This is a genomic window from Bradyrhizobium liaoningense (genome assembly GCF_018130785.1).
GTDB lineage: Bacteria > Pseudomonadota > Alphaproteobacteria > Rhizobiales > Xanthobacteraceae > Bradyrhizobium > Bradyrhizobium liaoningense_A.
The window spans coordinates 564206-584519 of the sequence record NZ_JAFCJT010000002.1 but is presented as its reverse complement, the minus strand read 5'-3'; the positions used below and the strand labels follow the sequence as shown (position 1 = coordinate 584519).

At 64.5% G+C, this 20314-nt stretch carries 21 protein-coding genes; 12 read left to right on the top strand and 9 right to left on the bottom strand.

Going from position 1 to position 20314, the window contains the following annotated elements; translation table 11 throughout:
• The first annotated feature begins 200 nt into the window (after positions 1-200).
• The 6 genes from JQ627_RS08420 (at position 201) to JQ627_RS08395 (ending at position 6331) form a co-directional block, all read left to right on the top strand.
• Positions 201-1541: an ABC transporter substrate-binding protein gene (locus JQ627_RS08420; protein ID WP_212483726.1), complete on the top strand. Its 1341-nt coding sequence runs from the start codon at positions 201-203 to the stop codon at positions 1539-1541.
• Positions 1542-1694: 153 nt separating this feature from the next.
• Entirely contained in the window at positions 1695-2633 is a 939-nt protein-coding gene (locus JQ627_RS08415; RefSeq protein ID WP_212483725.1) for a carbohydrate ABC transporter permease, read from the top strand.
• On the top strand, positions 2633-3544 hold the full coding sequence (locus JQ627_RS08410; RefSeq protein WP_212483724.1) for a carbohydrate ABC transporter permease: 912 nt from the start codon (positions 2633-2635) through the stop codon (positions 3542-3544). Before JQ627_RS08415 ends, JQ627_RS08410 begins: the two co-directional genes overlap by 1 nt.
• A gap of 6 nt (positions 3545-3550) precedes the next feature.
• On the top strand, positions 3551-4651 hold the full coding sequence (locus tag JQ627_RS08405) for an ABC transporter ATP-binding protein (protein ID WP_212483723.1): 1101 nt from the start codon (positions 3551-3553) through the stop codon (positions 4649-4651).
• A gap of 33 nt (positions 4652-4684) precedes the next feature.
• A complete protein-coding gene (locus JQ627_RS08400) occupies positions 4685-5674 on the top strand; it encodes a hydroxyacid dehydrogenase (RefSeq protein ID WP_212483722.1) in 990 nt (329 codons plus the stop codon).
• Positions 5675-5842: 168 nt separating this feature from the next.
• Positions 5843-6331: a hypothetical protein gene (locus JQ627_RS08395; RefSeq protein ID WP_212483721.1), complete on the top strand. Its 489-nt coding sequence runs from the start codon at positions 5843-5845 to the stop codon at positions 6329-6331.
• 59 nt (positions 6332-6390) lie between these two features.
• Here JQ627_RS08395 and JQ627_RS08390 read toward each other — a convergent pair whose 3' ends face one another.
• Complete coding sequence (locus JQ627_RS08390) at positions 6391-6888, bottom strand: DUF1993 family protein (RefSeq protein WP_212484093.1); 498 nt, start codon at positions 6886-6888, stop codon at positions 6391-6393.
• 114 nt (positions 6889-7002) lie between these two features.
• Between JQ627_RS08390 and JQ627_RS08385 the strand changes: the two genes are divergently transcribed.
• Positions 7003-7785, top strand: a complete 783-nt coding sequence (locus JQ627_RS08385) for a transporter substrate-binding domain-containing protein (RefSeq protein ID WP_212483720.1) — start codon at positions 7003-7005, stop codon at positions 7783-7785.
• 25 nt (positions 7786-7810) lie between these two features.
• Here JQ627_RS08385 and JQ627_RS08380 read toward each other — a convergent pair whose 3' ends face one another.
• The gene (locus JQ627_RS08380; protein WP_312015741.1) at positions 7811-8704 is read right to left on the bottom strand and encodes a prolyl oligopeptidase family serine peptidase; all 894 of its coding nucleotides are present in this window, start codon (positions 8702-8704) and stop codon (positions 7811-7813) included.
• Positions 8705-9016: 312 nt separating this feature from the next.
• On the opposite strand from JQ627_RS08380, the gene JQ627_RS08375 reads away from it, so the two are divergent.
• Both JQ627_RS08375 and JQ627_RS39605 read left to right on the top strand, forming a co-directional pair.
• Complete coding sequence (locus JQ627_RS08375; RefSeq protein WP_212483718.1) at positions 9017-9886, top strand: DUF2147 domain-containing protein; 870 nt, start codon at positions 9017-9019, stop codon at positions 9884-9886.
• A 64-nt stretch (positions 9887-9950) separates the two neighbouring features.
• Positions 9951-10325, top strand: coding sequence for a hypothetical protein (locus JQ627_RS39605; protein WP_312015754.1), 375 nt, complete (start codon positions 9951-9953; stop codon positions 10323-10325).
• A gap of 82 nt (positions 10326-10407) precedes the next feature.
• Here the strand turns inward: JQ627_RS39605 and JQ627_RS08365 are convergent, their stop codons facing one another.
• Entirely contained in the window at positions 10408-10812 is a 405-nt protein-coding gene (locus JQ627_RS08365; protein ID WP_212483716.1) for a cupin domain-containing protein, read from the bottom strand.
• A 19-nt stretch (positions 10813-10831) separates the two neighbouring features.
• Positions 10832-11530 (bottom strand): ribonuclease activity regulator RraA, encoded by a 699-nt coding sequence (locus JQ627_RS08360; protein ID WP_212483715.1) that lies wholly within the window; start codon positions 11528-11530, stop codon positions 10832-10834.
• 258 nt (positions 11531-11788) lie between these two features.
• Between JQ627_RS08360 and pxpB the strand changes: the two genes are divergently transcribed.
• Genes pxpB through JQ627_RS08345 form a run of 3 tightly spaced genes read left to right on the top strand, consistent with a single transcriptional unit; the run spans position 11789 to position 14357 of the window.
• The gene (gene pxpB / locus JQ627_RS08355) at positions 11789-12520 is read left to right on the top strand and encodes a 5-oxoprolinase subunit PxpB (protein ID WP_212483714.1); all 732 of its coding nucleotides are present in this window, start codon (positions 11789-11791) and stop codon (positions 12518-12520) included.
• Positions 12517-13554, top strand: coding sequence for a biotin-dependent carboxyltransferase family protein (locus tag JQ627_RS08350; RefSeq protein ID WP_212483713.1), 1038 nt, complete (start codon positions 12517-12519; stop codon positions 13552-13554). The genes pxpB and JQ627_RS08350 overlap by 4 nt, the downstream gene beginning before the upstream one ends.
• A 32-nt stretch (positions 13555-13586) precedes the next feature.
• The gene (locus JQ627_RS08345) at positions 13587-14357 is read left to right on the top strand and encodes a LamB/YcsF family protein (protein ID WP_212483712.1); all 771 of its coding nucleotides are present in this window, start codon (positions 13587-13589) and stop codon (positions 14355-14357) included.
• On the opposite strand, the gene JQ627_RS08340 is transcribed toward JQ627_RS08345, so the two are convergent.
• From JQ627_RS08340 to JQ627_RS08320, 5 genes are all read right to left on the bottom strand, one after another.
• Positions 14358-14510, bottom strand: a complete 153-nt coding sequence (locus JQ627_RS08340; RefSeq protein WP_008129634.1) for a hypothetical protein — start codon at positions 14508-14510, stop codon at positions 14358-14360.
• A 304-nt stretch (positions 14511-14814) separates the two neighbouring features.
• Positions 14815-16434, bottom strand: a complete 1620-nt coding sequence (locus JQ627_RS08335; RefSeq protein WP_212483711.1) for a sulfite reductase subunit alpha — start codon at positions 16432-16434, stop codon at positions 14815-14817.
• On the bottom strand, positions 16431-18212 hold the full coding sequence (locus JQ627_RS08330) for a NirA family protein (RefSeq protein ID WP_212483710.1): 1782 nt from the start codon (positions 18210-18212) through the stop codon (positions 16431-16433). Before JQ627_RS08330 ends, JQ627_RS08335 begins: the two co-directional genes overlap by 4 nt.
• A 335-nt stretch (positions 18213-18547) precedes the next feature.
• Complete coding sequence (locus JQ627_RS08325) at positions 18548-19711, bottom strand: CmpA/NrtA family ABC transporter substrate-binding protein (RefSeq protein WP_212483709.1); 1164 nt, start codon at positions 19709-19711, stop codon at positions 18548-18550.
• Positions 19708-20298: an ANTAR domain-containing response regulator gene (locus JQ627_RS08320; protein WP_008564898.1), complete on the bottom strand. Its 591-nt coding sequence runs from the start codon at positions 20296-20298 to the stop codon at positions 19708-19710. The genes JQ627_RS08325 and JQ627_RS08320 overlap by 4 nt, the downstream gene beginning before the upstream one ends.
• Between the last annotated feature and the right edge of the window lie 16 nt (positions 20299-20314).

Sequence of the window (20314 nt, the reverse complement as noted above, 5' to 3'; positions counted from 1 at the left end):
CAACGTTAGTTCTAGACGGCGAGCCGTTCGGCTTCCTCGACAGACGGGACCAATCATGATCTGATCGCGCTACCAATTTGCTGCGCTTCGCCCGATTTGACGGCGAGGCGGTAGCACCAAGAAGAAACTCGAACAAAAAGCAAAACTCGGAATGCCAGAGGAAACACCAGAACAATAAAACACCCAAGCGAGGAAACGAGATGTCACGCAAGACACTGACGCGACGTCAATTTGTGGCTGCCACTGCAATGTCCTCCGCGGCGCTGATCACAGCGCCCTATGTCCGAGGCGCTTACGCCGCCGGCAAACTCTCGATCGGTTTCTGGGACCACTGGGTGCCCGGTGCCAACAAGGCCTCGACCGACCTCGTCAATGAATGGGCGGCGAAGGAGAAGGTCGAAGTCTCGATCGACTACATCACCAGCAACAACAAGAAGATTGAATTGACCGCTGCGGCCGAGGCTCAGGCCAAGTCCGGTCACGACATTCTCCAGATGCCGAGCTGGTGGCCGCAGGCCTATTCCGAGAATCTCGAACCGCTCAACGACGTCATGGAGCCGCTCCTCAAGCAGAATGGCGATGTGAACGGCACCGTCAAATATCTCGGGCAGTCGGGCGGTAAATGGCTCGCGGTGCCCGCGACACCCGGCAGCCAGATCAAGGGCCCCTGCTCTCGCATCGATCTGATGAAGAAGCATGCCGGCATCGACGTGCAGGAGATGTACCCGGCCGGTAGCCCGCCCAAGGCGGACAACTGGACCATGGAGACCTTCCTGAAGGCGGCGGAAGCCTGTCACAAAGCCGGCGCCGCGTTCGGCATCGGCCTTGGCGAGACCACCGACAGCGTCGATACGGCCGGCGCGATCTTCCAGTCGTTCGGCGCCGAACTCGTCAATGCCAAGGGCGATATCACGGTGAAGACCGATCAGGTTCGCCAGGCCATGGAATTCTACAAGAAGCTGATCGCGTTTCTGCCGCCCGACGCGCCGTCCTGGGACGACGCCTCGAACAACAAATGGCTGATCTCCGGCCGCGGCGCGATGATCCTCAATCCGCCGAGCGCCTGGGCCGTTGCCAAGCGCGACGCGCCCCAGGTCGCCGAGCAATGCTGGACGCACGGCTTCCCGTCCGGTCCGAAGGGCCGGTTTGCACCGTACCTGCCCTACTTCTGGGGCGTCTGGAGCTTCGGCAAGAACAAGGAGGCGGCCAAGAGCCTGCTCGTGCACCTGTCCGCGCCAACGTCGATCGAGAAGTTCGTCGCGGTGAGCGGCGGCTATGACCTGCCGGCCTACGCGAACATGACCAGTTTCAAGACCTGGGCGGAAGAAGGGCCGCCGAAGGGAACGCTCTATCACTATCCGGATCCCCACAAGCATCAGACCTTGTCGATCGCGGCATCGCCGGCGCCGCCCAAGGTCGCGCAGCAGATCTACTTCCAGGCGACGCTGACCAAGATGGCCCTGCGTTTTGCACGGGGCGAGACGATGGATCAGGCGCTCGCCTGGGCCGAAGGCGAGTGCGAAGGCTTCATGCGAAGCTAGGCGGGATGTCCCGGGGCGGTGCATGCCACGTGCGTGAGCCGCCCGCATCCGGTCATCCGATCTGTCTAACCGGGAAGCCGACCCGGATGGCGGGCTTCGCGGTTGGACAGTTTGCAAGAAGCAGACAATAGAGCTGACTTAAGGAAAGCTGACATGGCCGATGTCGTCGTCGAGCAGGGTCGCGTCGTCCGTGCGACGGGCGGGCGGAAAGGATCAAGCCTGCGCAATGCGCTCGGGCGAAAATCAACGGTCGCGTTCTTCCTGACTCTGCCCCTGATCCTCCTGATCGCGCTGCTCGTGCTCTACCCCGCTTTTTACTCGGTCTACCTCGCGACACTGAACAAGGCGATGACGAAGTTCGTCGGCCTGAGCAATTTCACCTTCCTGTTCAAGCGCGAAACATTCTGGATGGTGGTGCGGCAGTCCTGCATCTTCGCGATCACCGCGGTGATCTTCAAGGCGTTGATCGGCTTCATCGTCGCGCATTTCGTCCACAACATCCCGGCCAAGGGCCAGCGCAAATGGCGCGGCATGTTGCTGGTACCCTGGGTGATCCCTCCGGCGATGAGCACCCTGGCCTGGCTGTGGCTGTTTGATCCCTCCTACAGCGCCTTCAACTATACGCTGTCGTTCTTCGGTGTCGGGCCGATCCCATGGCTTGGCGACACCTTCTGGGCCCGATTCTCCGTCATCCTCGTCAACGTATGGTATGGCGCTCCGTTCTTCATGATCATGTATCTGGCCGCGCTGAAATCCGTGCCCGACCAGCTCTATGAAGCCGCGGCGATCGACGGCGCCAATTGGTGGCAGAAGATCTGGCATATCACCTTGCCGATGATGCGCAACATCATCGCCATCACGACGCTGTTCTCGCTGATCGTGACCTTCGCCAATTTCGACATCGTGCGCATCCTGACATCAGGCGGGCCGCTCGATACGACCCATCTGTTCGCCACCTGGGCGTTCCAGGTCGGCATCCAGAGCAGCGATATTCCGCTCGGCGCCTGCGTCTCGCTGTTCATGGTGCCGATCCTCGCCGTCGCAGCGATCTTCATCCTGCGCGATGTCACCAAACGCGGGAACGAAGCCTGATGAGCACGCTTGCAATCGACAAGGGCGGCCCCTCCCGCAAGGTCAAATACGGCAGCATGAGCCGCGACCGCACCTGGGCGCTGCGCTGGTCGTATTTCTTCCTGGTGCTGTTCGCGATCTTCTTCCTGACGCCGCCGATCTACATGCTGATCACCTCGCTGAAGAGCAGCGCGGAAATATCGGCTGCGACCAACCCCTGGTGGGTGTTCCACCCGACGCTGTCGAACTATGTCGAGCTCCTGACCTCGAACCAGTTTCTGCGCTTTTTCTGGAATTCGTCGATCGTGTCGATCGTGGTCGTCATCATCACGATGTTGATCAGCATCCCCGCGGCCTTCGCGCTGGCCCGCATGAAGTTCTGGGGCTCCGCGACGCTGGCCACCGGCGTCTTCCTCACCTACCTGATCCCGGACAGCCTGCTGTTCATACCACTGTTCAAGACGCTCGGCGTCGTCCAGGACCTGACCGGCATCACGCTGCTCAACAGATGGTACGTGTTGTTGTTCATCTACCCGACGCTGACCGTGCCGTTCTGCACCTGGATCATGATCGGCTATTTCGCCTCCATCCCGAAGGAGCTGGATGAGGCTGCCCTCATCGACGGCGCCTCCTGGCTCCAGACACTGACGCGGATCTTCATTCCCGTCGCGCTTCCGGGCCTGATCGCCGCCACCATCTTCGCCTTCACCGTATCCTGGGCCCAGTTTCTCTATCCGCTGGTGTTCACGACATCGGTCGACCAGCTCGTGCTTCCGGTCGGCATCACCACCACGCTGATCAAGGGCGACGTCTTCAACTGGGGACAGATCATGACCGGCGCGCTGCTTGGCGCGGCGCCGCCGCTGATCATCTACGCCTTCCTGATGGACTACTACATTGCCGGCCTGACCGCCGGCGCGACAAAGGGTTGATATCTTATGGCTGACGTTGCATTGCGGAAGGTGGTCAAGCGTTACGATGACATCGAGGCCGTGCGCGGCATCGACCTTGATATCGCCGACCACGAGTTCATCGTGCTGGTCGGCCCCTCCGGCTGCGGCAAGTCGACCACGCTGCGCATGATCGCGGGGCTCGAGGACATCAGCGACGGCGACATCATGATCGGCGGCGACGTCGTCAACGACGTGCCGCCCAAGGACCGCGATATCGCGATGGTGTTCCAGAACTACGCGCTCTACCCGCACATGACGGTCGCGGAGAACATGTCGTTCGGGCTGCGCCTGAAGCACTATCCCAAGGCCGAGATCAAGGCGCGGGTGACGGAAGCCGCCCGCCTCCTCGACATCACCGACCTGATCGACCGCAAGCCGAAGCAGCTTTCGGGCGGCCAGCGCCAGCGCGTCGCGATGGGCCGGGCCATCGTGCGCAACCCGAAAGTGTTCCTGTTCGACGAGCCATTGTCCAACCTCGACGCCAAGCTGCGCGTGCAGATGCGGATCGAGATCAAGAAGGTGCACCAGAAGGTACGCACCACCACGGTCTACGTCACCCACGACCAGGTCGAGGCGATGACGTTGGCTGATCGGGTCGTTGTGATGAACAAGGGCCGCATCGAGCAGATCGGCACGCCGAACGAGCTCTACCACAAGCCGGCGACGCGCTTCGTCGCCGGCTTCATCGGCTCGCCTGCGATGAACTTCATCCCGTGCCGGCTGGAGGATGTCGGGGGCGCGCTCCAGATCCGCTTGACCGATCGTATCGCCTTTGCGCTGCCGCCGGCGCGCGCCACGCGCTACAACGCGTTGCCGCGCACCGACAAGCTCCTGCTCGGCATCCGGCCCGAGCATCTCACCGAGTCGCACGCACATCTCGGGCCCGGCGTCGAAAGCTTCGAGACCGTGCTCGACGTCACCGAACCGATGGGAATGGAGACGCTGGTCTATTTCGGGCTCGACGGCACGCCCATCTGTGGCCGTGTCGATCCCAATGCCGGCGCCAAGGACGGGGCACCCATGCGTTTGGCGATGGACCTCAACAACATGCACCTGCTAAACGAGGCGACCGGCGCCGTGTTGTGACGGCCGGACAAGAAACTCGTGCAGGCAGGGACGATGGCGACCAACAAGAAGAAGATTTTCGTTACGCAAACTTTGTCGCATGGGGCACGCGCCCTCCTCACCCAGCGGGACGACATCGAGCTCGTCGAGTTTCCGAACCTGATCTCGGCGAAGGACTTCGAGGCGCTGCTGAAGAGCCATGCGCCGGTCCATGGCGTGGCGCTCGGCGCCACCGCCTTCGGCGAGACCGAGCTCGAGGCATCCCGCGACATGAAAGTGGTGACGCGGATCGGCGTCGGCTATGACGCCGTCGACGTGCCCGCCCTCTCCCGCCGCAAGGTGCCGCTGATGGTCGCGGGCAGCGCGAACTCGCCCTCGGTCGCCGAGCAGGCGCTGTTCATGATGCTGACGCTGGCCAAGCGAGCTAATGAAATGCACGCCTGCGTCAAGGACGGCAAATGGGCCGACCGGCTCGGCATGCTGCCGTTCGATCTCTACGGCAAGACCGCGCTGATCATCGGCTTCGGCCGCATCGGTACACGTACCGCCAGGCGCTGCCTGGCGATGGAAATGAACGTGCAGGTCTACGATCCCTACAAGCCTGCCGCCGAGATAAAGGCCGCGGGCTGCGAGCCCGTCGCGGATCTCGACGCCGCGCTGCCCAACGCCGACTTCGTCACCATCCACTGCCCGAAGACCCCGGAAACCGTCGGCCTGTTCGATGCGGCGCGGATCGGCCGGATGAAGCCGAACTCCTATCTCATCAACACCGCACGCGGCGGCATCGTGAAGGAGGCCGCGCTATACGACGCCCTGGTCTCCGGCAAGATTGCCGGGGCCGGGATCGACGTGTTCGAGGTGGAGCCGCCGCCGGTCAGCAACGCGCTGTTCGCGCTGCCCAACGTCATCATGGCCCCGCACGTGGCCGGCGTCACCGTCGAGGCGGTGAGCCGCATGAGCGAGCAGACCGCCCGTAACATCCTGAGCGTGCTGGACGGCGATCCCATCCGGCAGAACATCATCAATCAGGACGTGCTCGGCTGAGCCGATCTCCAGGCGGGCGGCTATCCGCCCGCCTTCGGAACGCCAGAATGCGTCCCATTTTGGTGCAGATCGAGCCCAAACTCAGCCTTAATCAAACCCGCGTAATAAGTCCGGCCGCGGCGGCAGTGGGACAGACTAGCCGGCCGCGTCGAGCTGGAGGATGGACCCTTGTCAGAGATCGACCCGACCGACCACGCGCTGGCGACCATTGCCAGCATTCTGGAGCGCCCCGAGCCCGTCCTCGTCGTCCGCGAGACCGAGACCGAAATGGTGGTCACCGGTGAGCACGTGGTCGCCGACGAGCATCCTGCTGCCTCCGACGAGCATCTGGCCGCCGAGGAGCATCCGGTGGTCGAGGAGCAGCCGCTGGTGCCGGAGCACACCGATGCCGACGGCTACAGTAAGGTTGGTCCCGGGCCGATGGTTGCGATCCGTCTGAAATGGACCGTCCATCGCGGCGATGATGGCCAGTTCTACGTCCACGAGACCATCGGCGAGCAGTCCGCACCCGTGGTCAGCGGTCCGATGACGAGCGAGGCGGCGGTGCATTTCGTCGACGCGCACGAGGATGAGGCACATCGGCGCTTCGAAGAGCTGCGCAGCGAAATCGCCGGCCGCAGCTCGCTCGCCGATTACGAACGCAGGGGCGAAGCGTAAGATTATTGTTGGGGCATGATCTTTTCGGAAAACCGCTTCACACTTTCCCGGATCATGCTCTACTTCCTCCCGAGATAATCCTTCTTCACGAGCTCGACGCCTGCGTGCCGCAAGAGGTCGTAGGCCGTCGTGACGTGAAAGAAGAACTGCGGGACGCTGTTCGTGAGCAGCAGCGTCCGCCCGGTAAAGGGTAGCTCGGTCCCGTTCTTCAGCCTGAAGAAGACCTTCAGCTCCGCAGCCGCATCGATCTCGGCGCGCGGCAGGCTTTCAATGAACTCGATTGACGTCGCGATGCGCGCCTGAAGCCCGGCCATGTCGTGCTCCAGCGGCGGCAGCGCGACCGGCTCGCACTGCGCCAGCAAGGCCGGGGCGACCGTGGCGTGGCGGCAGGCCTCGCCGACCTGCTGCGCCAGATCGTACATGTTCGGCGCCATGCGCATGCCGAGCAGGACGGTCGGATTGAACTTGCGGACCTCCGCATAGGCAACGCCCTTGTCGAGCAGGATGGACAGGTTGCGCAGGTAAGGCACGAAGAGGCCGACCGAGGCCTCGTACATCGAGATCGTCACGTCACGATTCCCTTCAATTCCGCCTCGCCAGCGACGGGCATCTGGTCTAAATCCAAGTTTCAAGAGCTGCACAATGACAGCTCGGGCATGGGTGGAAAAGAGATGATCGTTCGAATCGTGGCGGCTGTGGCCGTGGCACTGCTGGCAAACCTTTCGGCATACGCGCAGCAGCCGGCTCCGTCACGCCTCGACGAGATCGTCAAGCGCGGCACTTTGCGCGTCGGCATGACCGGCGACTACAAACCCTTCACCTATCTGGACAAGGCCACGCAGCAGTTCAGCGGCTTCGACGTCGACATGGCGGAAGCGCTCGGCAAGGCGCTCGGCGTCAAGGTTGAATTCGTGCCGACGGCCTGGCCGAAGCTCATGAAGGACTTCGAAGCCGACCAGTTCGACATTGCCATGGGCGGCGTCTCGGTCACGCTCGACCGGCAGAAGAAGGGCTTCTTCTCGACGCCAATCATGCGCGAAGGCAAGACGCCGATCGCACGCTGCGCCGACGTCGGCAAATACCAGACCATCTCCGACATCGACAAGAAGGGCACCCGCGTCATCGTCAATCCCGGCGGCACCAACGAGCGGTTCGCGCGCGCCAATATCAAGGATGCCGAGATCAACGTCTTCCCCGACAACACCGAGATCTTCCACGAGATCGCCAAGGGCAACGCCGATCTGATGATGACGGACGCCTCCGAGACCCGCTACCAGCAGAAGCAGAACGCAGGCGTGCTCTGCGCGGTGCATCCCGAAAAGCCGTTCGACTTCTCCGAGAAGGCCTACTGGCTCCAGCGCGACATGGCGCTGAAGGCCTTCATCGACCAGTGGCTGCACATCTCGATGGAAGACGGCAGCTACAGGAAGATCTACGCCGCCTGGTTCGACTAAAGCGATGTTGTTGCCGCGTGCGCCATCACTCGAGGCGCGCGCGGAAAAAGGCGATGGCCGCGCCATTGAACAGATCGTGAAACGCCATGCGGTCAAACCCTGGACGATCGGTGCACAGGATCGGCGCTGCCTCGGCAAGTTTGGGTGGGCATGGAGCAATGAAGGAGAAATGCGCGGAGTTCGGCACGATCCGGTAGTCGGGCTGCGCAGGAAGCAGCGGCACCAGCGCATCGACTGCGTCGGGTGCGACGCCATCACCACCAGACTCCGAACGCCACAAGAGAATTGGGATCGTCACGCCGGCCAGACGCTCGCGGCTGAACAGGCCGTCAAAAAGTGCCGGATCCGCCAGTATGGCGGCTCTGATACGTGGATCGTGGACTGCGGGCTCGGTCGGTACCCGGCCCTCGCGAATATCCCGGCATTTTGGCGTCTTGGCTCCTTCTCTGTCGCAGAGCGGAGCCAGCGCGCCGAAATCGGGGTTGCCACCGATCACGACGAGACCGGTATAGGCGCCGCGCGAGAACCCGAACAGACCAACCCGCTTGGGGTCCAGGACCGCCGCTTCCTTCCAGGCGCCGAGCATGAAATCCGTAAGCCGCTTCATGTCGGCCGGTCGCTCGACCAGGACGGAGAACTCATCGGTCCGGCTGCTGTCCCTGGCGGTGTCGCCGGGGTGGTTGATCGCGGCGACCACGAAGCCGGCATCGGCCAATGCGGTCGCAGTATCGACGTGGCCCAAAAACGAGCCGCGCCGTCCGTGCGACACGACGATCAGCGGCAGTCGATTGCCCGCGACCGGACAGTCCTTCACGCCCGGCAGGACGACGCCGCCGCCCAGAGCGACCTCGGAGGGTGGCGCCGCACAAGGTGTCCACACCATGCCCGTGAGCGCGACGCCGCTGGCGTCCGCCGGCACTTCGATAAACCAGAGTCCAGCCGCGCGCGCCTGCGTCGCGGCAAGGCAAGCGACCACGATCAGAAAAAGTCCGCCAAGTCGCGGCACCAGCGTGTGCTTTCGGAAGCTTCAACCACAACGGTTGTACCGGCCCATCCCATACCCCGTCCAGAGGTGCGCCGCGCCGCCGTCCAACTCTGGACGGAGTTCTGCGTTATTGAACCCGGAACCGCCGGAGCACGACTCATACGGACAACAGTGATCTAGATCACTTTTTGCGATCGAGCCGGGGCGTAAGCGTCGGTACGGGGACCAGCTGTTCAGGAGACGGAAATGAGGAAGCTGTTGGCCACGGCCGCATTCCTTCTGGCGAGCACCGCTGCGCAGGCGCAGTACACTTTCGAATATGGCGGGCGCACCATCCGCATCGATCCCGACCGCGGCACGGTGCAGATCCCTGGCGTCTATGACAACACCGGCCAGGGCAAGGCGAAGAAGGCCAAGAAGAACGAGACGGGCCCGGGCCAGCAGGCCCCGCAACAGGCCAAGGTTGATCCGCAACCGCAGGCCGCTCCGGCGCCAGCGCCCGCGCCTGTCGCAGCACCGCCAGCAGCAGAGCAAGCTCCCGCGGCCGCAGCGCCGCCCCCGCCCGCTCCGCCTCCGGCAGCGACCGCCGCCAACGTACCTGCGGAAACGGCCGTTCTGCCGCCGCCCGCACCGCCTCCGGCGTCCGCTCCGGTCGAGCAGCAGGCAGCGCCCGCCGTGGCGCCGCCGCCGGCCCCGACTGTGGCTGCAGCACCTCTGGCGCCGCCTCCACCACCTGCCCCCGCCCCCGTTCAGGCCGCCGCTGTCGCCCCACCGGCTCCCGCAGCCGCGCCGACGCGCGACCTCAATTCACCGCTCGGTATCTGGCTCACCGAGGAGAAGGAAGGCAAGGTCCGCATCGAGCAATGCGGCACCAATCTCTGCGGCTATTCGGTCGACAGCAAATCGAACCAGAACGGCGAGCAGGTCCTGATCAACATGAAGCCCGGCAAGGACCAGAACAAGGATCAGAAATGGTCCGGCCGCATCCTCGATCCCAACACCGGCTCGACCTACGATTCCACGATCGCGATGAAGGGCACCGACCGCCTGCGCGTGCAGGGCTGCGCCTTCGGCGGCATGTTCTGCGGCGGCCAGACCTGGACGCGCGTGAACTAACCTCGGGTATGACCCTCTGACGAAGACAAGGGGCCCGCAATGCGCGCCCCTCTGCTTTTGAACGCTGTGTCATGGCGGGTGCGTCTCACATACCCTCGCGCGCACGTTCGTCAGCATTGTCGCCATCGCCTTCCCGCTGACGCAGGCAGGCGCGACGACCTCCATCTTCGACGGCGCTTGGAATGTCCGGATCTCATCATCGAGCGAGACTTGCGGTAACGGCGCAACGGTCTCGATCGGCATCAGCAACGGCCAGATCGCATCGAGCAACGCTGCGGTTTCAGCATCAGGCCGCGTCGCCGATGCCGGCAGCATCAACGTCACCCTGAGCACCGGCGTCAAGCGCGCTGTCGGCTTCGGCCGGCTGAGCGGCACGTCCGGCTCCGGCACCTGGTGCGGCTCCCTGTGCACGGGCACGTGGACGGCCGAGCGAATGTAAGCTCACGTGCCCCTAACGCGGCACGGCGCGAAGTGCCGCGACGCATCGCCATAGGGCGATGCGTCTTGTCCGGGCACGAGAGCTAGCCGAGCGGCGCCCCGTATTCCGCGTCAGTCACCGGCTCCAGCCAGGTCGAGAACACGCCGTCGAGCGCCTCCTGCATGGCGATGTGGCACATGCCGTTGTTCGGCGAGGCGCCGTGCCAGTGCAATTCGCCCGGCGGAATCCAGACGGTATCACCGGGACGGATCTCGCGGATCGGGCCGCCCTTGGCCTGCACGCGACCGACGCCGGAGATGACGTAAAGCGTCTGCCCGAGCGGATGGTGGTGCCAATTGGTACGCGCGCCGGGCTCGAACGACACGCGCGAGCAGTTCAGCCGTGCCGGCGCGGGCGCCATGATCACGGGGTCCTGCAACACGGTGCCCGTAAAATTTTCCTTGGGCGCACGGCGGGTCGGCCGTGTGCCTGCGACGGTGATCTCCATAGGGGGTCCTCGCTTCCTGTTAATTCTTGCTGGCGGCGTAGCGCGCCTTGGTCTCGGCGTTCATCGGATAGAGGCCCGGCAGTACCGCGCCGTTGTTCACCTCATTGACGATCCAGGCTTCCATTCGCTCCTGCTCGACGCCCTCGTTGAGGACGTGATCGAGCATCGCCTGCGGGATCAGCACGCAGCCGTCCTGGTCGGCGACCACGATGTCGTTCGGAAACACGGCGACGCCGCCGCAGCCGATCGGCTCGCCCCAGCCGACGAAGGTGAGGCCCGCGACCGACGGCGGCGCGGCATAGCCGTCGCACCAGACCGGAAGATTGGTGCCGAGCACGCCCTCGACGTCACGCACCACGCCGTCGGTGACGAGCGCGGTCACGCCGCGTTTCATCATGCGCGCGCAAAGGATGTCGCCAAAAATGCCGGCGTCGGTGATGCCCATGGCATCGACCACGGCGATGCAGCCCTCGGGCATCGCCTCGATCGCGGTGCGGGTCGAGATCGGCGACGACCAGGATTCCGGCGTCGCCAGATCCTCGCGCGCCGGCACGAAGCGCAGCGTGAAGGCCGGCCCCACCAGGCGCGGCAGGCCCGGGCGCAGCGGACGCGCGCCGCGCATCCACACATTGCGCAGGCCCTTTTTCAGCAGGACCGTGGTGATGGTGGCAGTGGTGATGCCGGCGAGGGTCTTGCGGGCTTCGGGGGACAGCGACATGGACGAGAACGAGCTCCGGATGGGCGGGAAAGAACGCGCGCATCTTGCGAGCCGCAGCCCTTGCGTCAAGGGCCAAAGAGCCAGCAAGAACGCAGGGCCGCTGGGCTGTTATGCGACGCGATAACAACGCTTTATCGTTTCCCCTTGCATTAATTTATTGGACTTGCGGGCGCATTTACGCGAAGCAGGGAAAAGCGGAACTCAAGGCTGAGCCCGCATTTCCTGAGAAGCCCGATTTCGACAGCCCTTCGACAGCTCATGGCCGCGACGCTTCCCCCGCCCCGCCTTCTGCCCAGTGGCGACAGCGCCGTCACGGTCGAATTCAGCCGCACCATCGATGACGCAGCCAACGAGCGCGTGCTCGCGCTCGACAAGGCGCTCGCAGCAAGCCCCATCGAGGGCATCACCGAGACCGTTCCGACCTATCGCTCGCTGCTGGTGCATTACGATCCCGGCAAGATCGGCTTCGACGCGCTCGGCGAAAAGCTGCTCGCGCTCGCCAGCCAGCCGCTGCCGCCGGCCACGAAGGCGCGGCGCTGGCGCATTCCCGTCGCCTATGGCGGCGAACACGGCATCGACCTCGAGGATGTCGCCAAGGCGCTGAACACCACGCCCGACGACATCGTCGCCCGTCACGTCGCCGGCGACTACCGCGTTGCCATGATCGGTTTCACCCCGGGCTGGTCCTATCTCAGCGGCCTCGACAAATCCCTGCACATGTCGCGGCGGCAGAGCCCGCGGCTGTTCACGCCTGCCGGCACAATCTCGATCGGCGGCATCCAGGCCGGAATCCAATGCCTGGCGGCCCCAAGTGGCTGGCACCTGCTCGGCCGCACGCCGGTGCGGACCTATCAGCTCCACCGGAATCCGACCTTCCTCACCGAACCCGGTGATCGCGTGACGTTTTTCGCCATCGACCACAAGACCTTCGAGGAACTGGACCGCGCCGCCGAGGCCGGCGAGATCATCGCCGAGCAGGTGGTCGCATGAGCCGCCTCGTAATCGCCAGCATCGGCCCCGCGAGCTCCGTCCAGGATGGCGGCCGCCACGGCGCGCAGCGCTACGGCCTGACGGTGAGCGGAGCGATGGATCGGCTGTCGCTCGCGGCGGCGAACACACTTGTCGGCAACGAGCCGTTGGCAGCCGCGGTCGAGATCGGCCCGTTCGGCGCCACGTTCACCGCCAAGGACGGCGCCGTGCGCGTCGCGATGGCGGGCGCGCCGCGCAATGCCGATATCGGTGGGCGGCCGGTCGTCATGGACACATCGGTGACGCTGAAGGACGGCGAGACTCTGACGCTGGGCTTTGCCCGTGGCGGCGCGTTCACTTATCTGGCAATCGAAGGCGGCATCAAAGGCGAGCTGGTGTTCGGCAGCCTCGCGGTGAATGCCCGCGCTGGCCTTGGCAGCCCCTACCCGCGCCCCCTCCAGGCTGGCGACGAATTGACCGTCGATGCAGCCAGCGGCGCGCCGGAACTGCGCATCGAATTGCCGAAGCCTGCGACAGGTCCGATCCGCGTGCTGCTCGGACCGCAGGACGACGAGTTCGACGATGCCAACAAGGCGCTGTTCCTCGATAGCGAGTGGAAGATCTCGGCGACCTCCGACCGCATGGGCTACCGGCTCGAGGGCCCGGCGATCAAGCATCTGCACGGCCACAACATCGTTTCCGACGGCACCGTCAACGGCAGCATCCAGGTCCCCGGCAACGGCTCGCCGATCGCGCTGATGATGGACCGGGGCACCTCCGGCGGCTATCCGAAGATCGCAACCGTGATCACGGCCGATGTCGGCCGTCTCGCGCAGACCTCGGCGGGAACCGCGTTCCGCTTCCTCGAGGTCACCATGGCCGAGGCGCAGGAGGAGGCGCGCAAGTTCGCGCAACTCATCCGCAACCTGCCCGATCGCCTGCGCTCTTCCGATACCGTCGAGCTGAACATCGAGGCGCTCAGCGATGCTAATGTCGCGGGCTATGCGGTGAGCGCCGTGGATGCCGGGACCTGGCAGGTCACGGCGGAGCCGTAAGCCACAAGAAGACCAGAGGCGGAGAGCACCCCATGAAGACGATCGATCTCAATTGCGACCTCGGCGAAGGTTTTGGCGCGTGGGAGATGGGCAACGACGCCGCCATGATCGACCTGGCGAGCTCGGTCAATGTCGCCTGCGGCTTCCATGCCGGCGACCCCGACATCATGCGCCGGACCGTCGAGCTCGCGAAGGCGCGCGGCGTCTCGGTCGGCGCCCATCCAGGCTACCGCGACCTGCACGGCTTCGGCCGGCATCCGATCGCGGGCCTCAAGGCGTCCGAGATCGAGAACCTCGTCGCCTACCAGATCGGCGCCCTGCAGGCGATCGCGACTGCGGCCGGCCACAAGGTGACGCATGTGAAGGCGCATGGCGCGCTCTCCAACGTCGCCTGCGAGGACGACATGACGGCCAAGGCGATCGCCGCCGGCATCAAAGCGGTCGATCCCAGCCTGATCTTCGTCGTGCTCGCCAATTCGAAGCTGGTGAAGGCGGGCGAAGAGGCCAACTTGCCGATGGTGCACGAGGTGTTCGCCGACCGCGCCTATGAGGACGACGGCAACCTCGTCTCGCGCAAGAAGCCGGGCGCGGTGCTGCATGACGCCAAGGCGATCGCCGATCGCGTGGTGCGCATGGTTCAGGATGGCGCGGTGGTCTCGGTGACGGGTAAAGTGATCAAGATGCGCACGGACACGGTCTGCATCCACGGCGATACGCCGGGCGCAGTCGACATTGCGCGCGGCCTGCGTCAGGCGCTGAAGGATGCGGGGATCGAGATCGCGCCGTTCAAGCGCGGGACGTGATCAGAACGGGTGCACCGACAACGTGCCGAACACGATCGCCGCGATGACGGCAAACGCGCTGTAGAGCGCGACGTGATGCACGCTCGCCCCGGTCCGCCGCGAGAGCGAGCGCGCGTAGAAGTGCAGCCTGGCTTCCGCCGATAGTTCGCGCATGGTCGATCTCCAACGCCCCATTTGTGGGAGTATGAAGGATCAACCCTGGCGGGAGGCAAGATGGTGGCGGAAATAGCGATGCGGGTTCTCTGAACGCGCCCTATCGCAGGTGCAAATTCTTCTCAGACCCGGGTTCCGAGAATCTTATTCGTTAAGATCCGACCCGACTGGAACCGACTCGGGTCCTGATCGGGGTATCTCACTAAAAATGTCGAAAACAACCCCATGCACCGTAGAAACAGCCCAGCGGCGTGACGCCCGGCGGTTGCGCCGCCGGGACGATTCACGCTGATCCCAGCGCCCCTTAGTAGACGTCAGCCTGGAAGCGGCCCGTCTTCTTGAGCTCGGCGACAAAACTGACGGCTTCGTCGGTCGAACGTGCGCCGAACTGGGCGACGATGTCGACCAGCGCGCGTTCGACGTCCTTGGCCATGCGTTTGGCATCGCCGCAGATATAGAGATGCGCGCCGTCGGCGAGCCAGGTCCACAACTCGCGGCCGACCTCGCGCATGCGATCCTGCACGTAAAACTTCTTTTCGCCGTCGCGCGACCAGGCCAGCGACAAACGCGTCAGTTGGCCCGACGTCTTCATCGCGTTGAGCTCTTCCTGGTAGAAGAAGTCGCAATCGCTGCGCTGATGGCCGAAGAACAGCCAGTTCTTGCCTGGCGCGCCGGTCGCCTTGCGATCGAGCAGGAAGGCGCGGAACGGCGCAATGCCGGTGCCGGGCCCGATCATGATGACAGGAGTCTTCGGATCCTGCGGCAGGCCAAAGCCGTGCGCCTTCTGCACATAGACCTTCAGCTTGTCGCCTTCGTTGATGCGCTCGCCGAGGAAGGTCGAGGCAACGCCTATGCGCTTGCGCTTGCCGATCAAATAGCGCACGGAATCGACCGTCAGCGACAGTTTTCCCGGCGTCGCATTGTGCGAGGACGAGATCGAATAGAGCCGCGGCTGGAGCGGCTCCAGCGCCTCGATAAAGGCTTCGGGATGCGGCCGCGTGCCGGAGAACTTCTGGAGCGCGGCCATCACGTCGAGGGTTGCGGAATCGCCATCGGGATCCTCGCCCTGCGCCAGCGCCCGCGCCTTCTCGCGCTGCGCGCCGCCGGTGATGAAGGAGATCAGCTCGAACAGCGAGTCCGGCGCCGGCGACAGCGAGACGTCGTCGATCAGCACCTCGCGCAGCGTCTTGCCGTTCACCTTCGTGGTATGGGAGGCGCCGAGCAGCGCGATGATCTGGTCGACGAGACCGACGTCGTTGCGCGCGAACACGCCGAAGGAATCACCGACCACGTAGTCGAGCTTGCTCGCGGAAAGATCGAACTCGACGTGATAGGTCTCCTTTTCCGACTTCCCCTTGTTGAGCAGACGCCGCGACAGGAAGGTCGCCTCGGTCGGATTGTCGCGCGAGCGGCCCGGCTCTGCGATCGTCACGGTCACGGCGGGCGCTGCTACCGCATCCACCTTGTCGGGCGCCTTGTCACCCGCCTTGGCCGCCGGCGCCTTGTCGAGCTCCTCGTACAGCGACTTCAGCATCCGCGCGGTTTCCTTGCCGCCGGGAACGCATAGGTTGAGCCGTGCTTCGCTGCGGCCCGCGATCGCCTCCGAATAGTCGTGGCAATTGTAGCCGCACTGGCCGCAATCCTGCTGCGCCATCGCCGCCATCATCTTGCGGCGCACGGGACGGCCTTCGGCGAGCTTCATCCGATCGGCGATCGGCATGGTCTGGTCGTGCCATGGCGCTTCACCATCGTCGCCGTCACCGGCCTGCATGACGGCGGCGCCCTGCTCCGCCGACAAGGGCGTCGCGACATCAGGCGAGAGCAGTCCGGCAAAGAAGCCGTTCAGCCAGGAGCGCTGCGCGTCGGAGAATGGCGCGCTGGCGGGAATGATGTCGAGTTTCGGCGGAGGCGTGATCTGGTTCATGCGGACACCTGTGCATCGGCAAGCTTGCGCAGCGTCTCGCCGTCATGGCGGCGCGCAAAGGAGAGGAAGGTTTCGTCGGGCGACGAGCGATGGGCGATGTAGGCCCTGAGCAGTCCCTCGACGGTCCTCGGCGCGTCTTCGGCCTTGAGGTCGTGATAGACCTCCTGCCCGACGTCGGCGTCGGGACCGAACCCGCCACCGGTGAAGAGGTGATAGCCTTCGACCGTGTCCTCTTCGCCGACCGGCACGCGCGCACCGATCAGCCCGATGTCGCTGATGTAATGCTGTGCGCAGGAATGATGGCATCCGGTAACGTGGATGTTGACCGGCTTGTCCATCGCCACCCGCGGCTCGCACCAGTCGCCGATCTCGGCAGCATTGCGCTTGGTATTCGCCGCGGCGAAGCGGCAGCCGGCATTGCCGGTGCAAGCGATCAGGCCGGCGCGGATGTGCGAGGCCTCGACCGCGAGCCCGATCTGCTTGATCGCCGCGATGGCGAGCTCGACATTCTCGTCGCGCACGCCCGATATCAGCAGGTTCTGCCAGACGGTCAGGCGGATCTCGCCGTCGCCGAGGTCCTGCGCGACCTTGGCAAGACCCCGCATCTGATCGCCGGTTATCTTGCCGAGCGTCAGCGACACGCCGATCCAGTTCAGGCCGTCCTGCTTCTGCTTGTGCACGCCGATATGCGCCATGCGGTCCGCGGCTGGCCGAGGCTGAAACGCCTCTTCCGGCACGCGGGTAAACGGCGTCTTCAGCCGCTCTTCGACGAGCTTGAGGAAGCCGTCATGGCCCATGGCGTCGAGCACATATTTCAGCCGCGCCTTGTTACGGTTGGTGCGGTCGCCGTGCTCGATGAACACACGCACGATCGCGTCCGCAACGGCGGTCGCCTCCTCCGGCTTAACGATGATGCCGGAGTACTTTGCAAAATCCTTGTGTCCGGTGATGCCGCCGAGGCCGAGACGGAACCAGACCCCGGGCGCGACGCCAAATCCGTCCTTCACCTCGAACGCGGTGAAGGCGATGTCGTTGGTCTCCTCCAGCACCGCGACCCTGCCGGCGCCGTCGAAGGCGACGTTGAACTTGCGCGGCAATCCGTAGAGCGAGCGGTCGTTGAGGATGTGGTAGTGCCACTCCCGCGCATAGGGCCGCGTGTCGATCAGCTCCTGCGGATCGATGCCCGCCGTCGGCGTTCCCGTCACGTTGCGGATGTTGTCGGCGCCGGAGCCACGCGAGCACAGGCCGAGGTCCTGGATGCCCTCGATCAGCTTCACGGCGTTCTTCGGCGGGATCTCGCGAAGCTGGAGATTGGCGCGCGTCGTGACGTGGCTGTACGGCCCGCAGAGATCGTCGGCGAGATCGGCAAGGCCGGACAGCTGCCAGTGCTTCATGATGCCGTTCGGGATACGCAGACGGCTCATGTAGGAGTCCTGCGTCGGCGCGACATAGAAGATGCCGAAATAGCGCCAGCGGAAATTGTCCGCCGGGCTCGGCGGCGCGTTGTCGAGCGCCTGCTGGCGCAGGCGCGGATAGGCATCGAACGGATGCTCGTCGCGCTTGAACTTCTCCTGGTCGGCGAGCTTCTTGCCGGACGCGATGACCTTGTCCTGCGCCTTGATGTGGACGGCGTCGGGACCGATCGGCTCGGCACTGGCCTTGCCGGCGCCGCCGCCGAGACCGCGACCGACCCGGCTGATCTGCAAACCGGTCGTGAAGCCTTCGAGATAGCGTTTCTGCTCGTCGGTAAAGTCGACTGCGAGCGTATCGATTTTCATGGTCGGTAACGAAGCTCCTGCGGCCACCGGGGTGGTATCGACGGAAAATTGCGCGACCCGCGAGGAACTGGGCTGGCTCAAGAAGCCGGCTGCGCACCCAACGGTCCGGTCAGCTTCGTTGCTGCGGGACTTGGCTCAGCAGGCGTCTGTGACAAGCTGGCCGCACTGCAACATTCAAGTTGCGTGCCAGCTTCGAAGAAATAAAAAATGCTGTGGTTTCAGTTGATTATGAGAATCCCCGGGAAATCCCGGCTCAGGACCTCTCACCAAATTCGGGCAAACAGCTCAAAATTTAGACGATGAACTCATGCGCCCAAAAAGAATGCAGGCCCGAATCAAGCCTTCCAGCGCCCGACTTCGAAGGCCTCAAGGTGCCCCCGGATGTTGTCAGGGTCGAACGCGGGGCCGGCGAAAGCGCCGAACGCCGAGGGAGCTTCGGCGGGCGCCTGACGGCCGAGGGCCGCGTCGTAGAGATCCGGCCTGAACACGGCCATCGCCGTCTTGACGCCATCAGGTGCCAGCGCGGTCTGCCCCCAGCGCACCATCTGCGCATAGAGCCAGGCGGCCTGGACCGGGTCCGGCCGCCCTGCCCCTTCTCGCCCGACCAGCAGGTAGCGGCCGCTTTCGCGCAAGGTGCCGTCGGGCGAAATCTTCAGGCGGCCCGTGAGGGTGCGCTGAATGACTTCGGCATCGACGCCGATCCGCTCCGGCTGCGCCAGGATCCGCGCGGCCTCGGTCAGGTTCGCGGGGTTCTCGATGAACGCGGCGCCCTTCACCGCCGCACGCACGAGAGCTGCGACCACGTCCGGATGCGTGTCGGCCCAGACCTGACGAACCGCCAGCACCTTCTCTGCCGCGCGCACGAGAATGTCGGACACGAAATGCAGGATGTGGCCGATACCGAGATCGACCGCGACCGAATTCCAGGGTGCGCCGACGCAGAACGCATCGACATGTCCGTTCTTGAGGCTGTCCACCATGTAAGGCGGCGGCAGCACCACCAGCCGCACGTCCTCATCGGGATCGACGCCGGCTGCCGCCATCCAGAACCGCAGCTGGTAATTGTGCGTCGAGAACGGGAAGGTCATGCCGAAGGTCAGCGGATCGGCACCTAGCTTGCGACGCTTGGCGACGACCTTCGCAAGCGCTTTCGCCGTGACAAGCGGATCGAAACGGTCGCCGTCGATCTCCTCCATCAGCGCGGCGTGGAGCGCCGGCGAGACCGTGATCGCATTGCCGTTGATACCGAGGTTGAACGGCGCCGCGATCGGCACCTTGACGTGGCCGAGCCCGAGCGAGGACGCGATCGCCACCGGCGCCAGCAGATGCGCGGCGTCGAACAGGCCGATATTGAGCTTGTCGCGGACGTTGGACCAGGAGACCTCGCGCACCAGCTCGACCTCGAGCCCTTCGGCGGCCGCAAAGCCCTTGTCGACGGCGACGATGAGGGCGGCGGCATCGACCAGCGGAATGAACCCGATGCGAAGGGGAGCGGTCATTTCAGCATCTCCGACGCGGTGATGATCGACTGCGCGATCTCGCCGATTTTCTTCTTCTCGCGCATGGCGGTGGAGCGCAGCAGCACGTAGGCCTCATCCTCGGTGAGGCCCTTCACCTTCATCAGGATGCCCTTGGCGCGTTCGATGATCTTGCGGTCCTCGAGCTGCGACTTGGTGCGCTCGAGCTCCTCCTGGAGCTTGGCGAAGGCGTTGAAGCGCGACACGCAGAGGTCGAGGATCGGCTTGATGCGCTCCTTCTTCAGCCCGTCGACGATGTAGGCGGATACTCCCGCCTCCACAGAGGCCTGGATCGAGGCTGAATCGCTCTGGTCCACGAACATCGCGATCGGCCGCTTCACGGCGCGGCTGACCTGGAACATCGCCTCAAGCACGTCGCGGCTGGGGTTTTCCAGATCGATCAGGATGATGTCGGGATCCACCGCATAAATACGGGCGAGCAAGCTCTGCATTTCGCGGATATGGACGACTTGCGTGAATCCCGCCTCCCGCAACCCTTCCTCGAGGATCGCGGCCCGGATCGGGCTTTCGTCGACAATCACGATTTTGGGCGACTGTTCGGCGCTCATAGCTCACTCACCACCG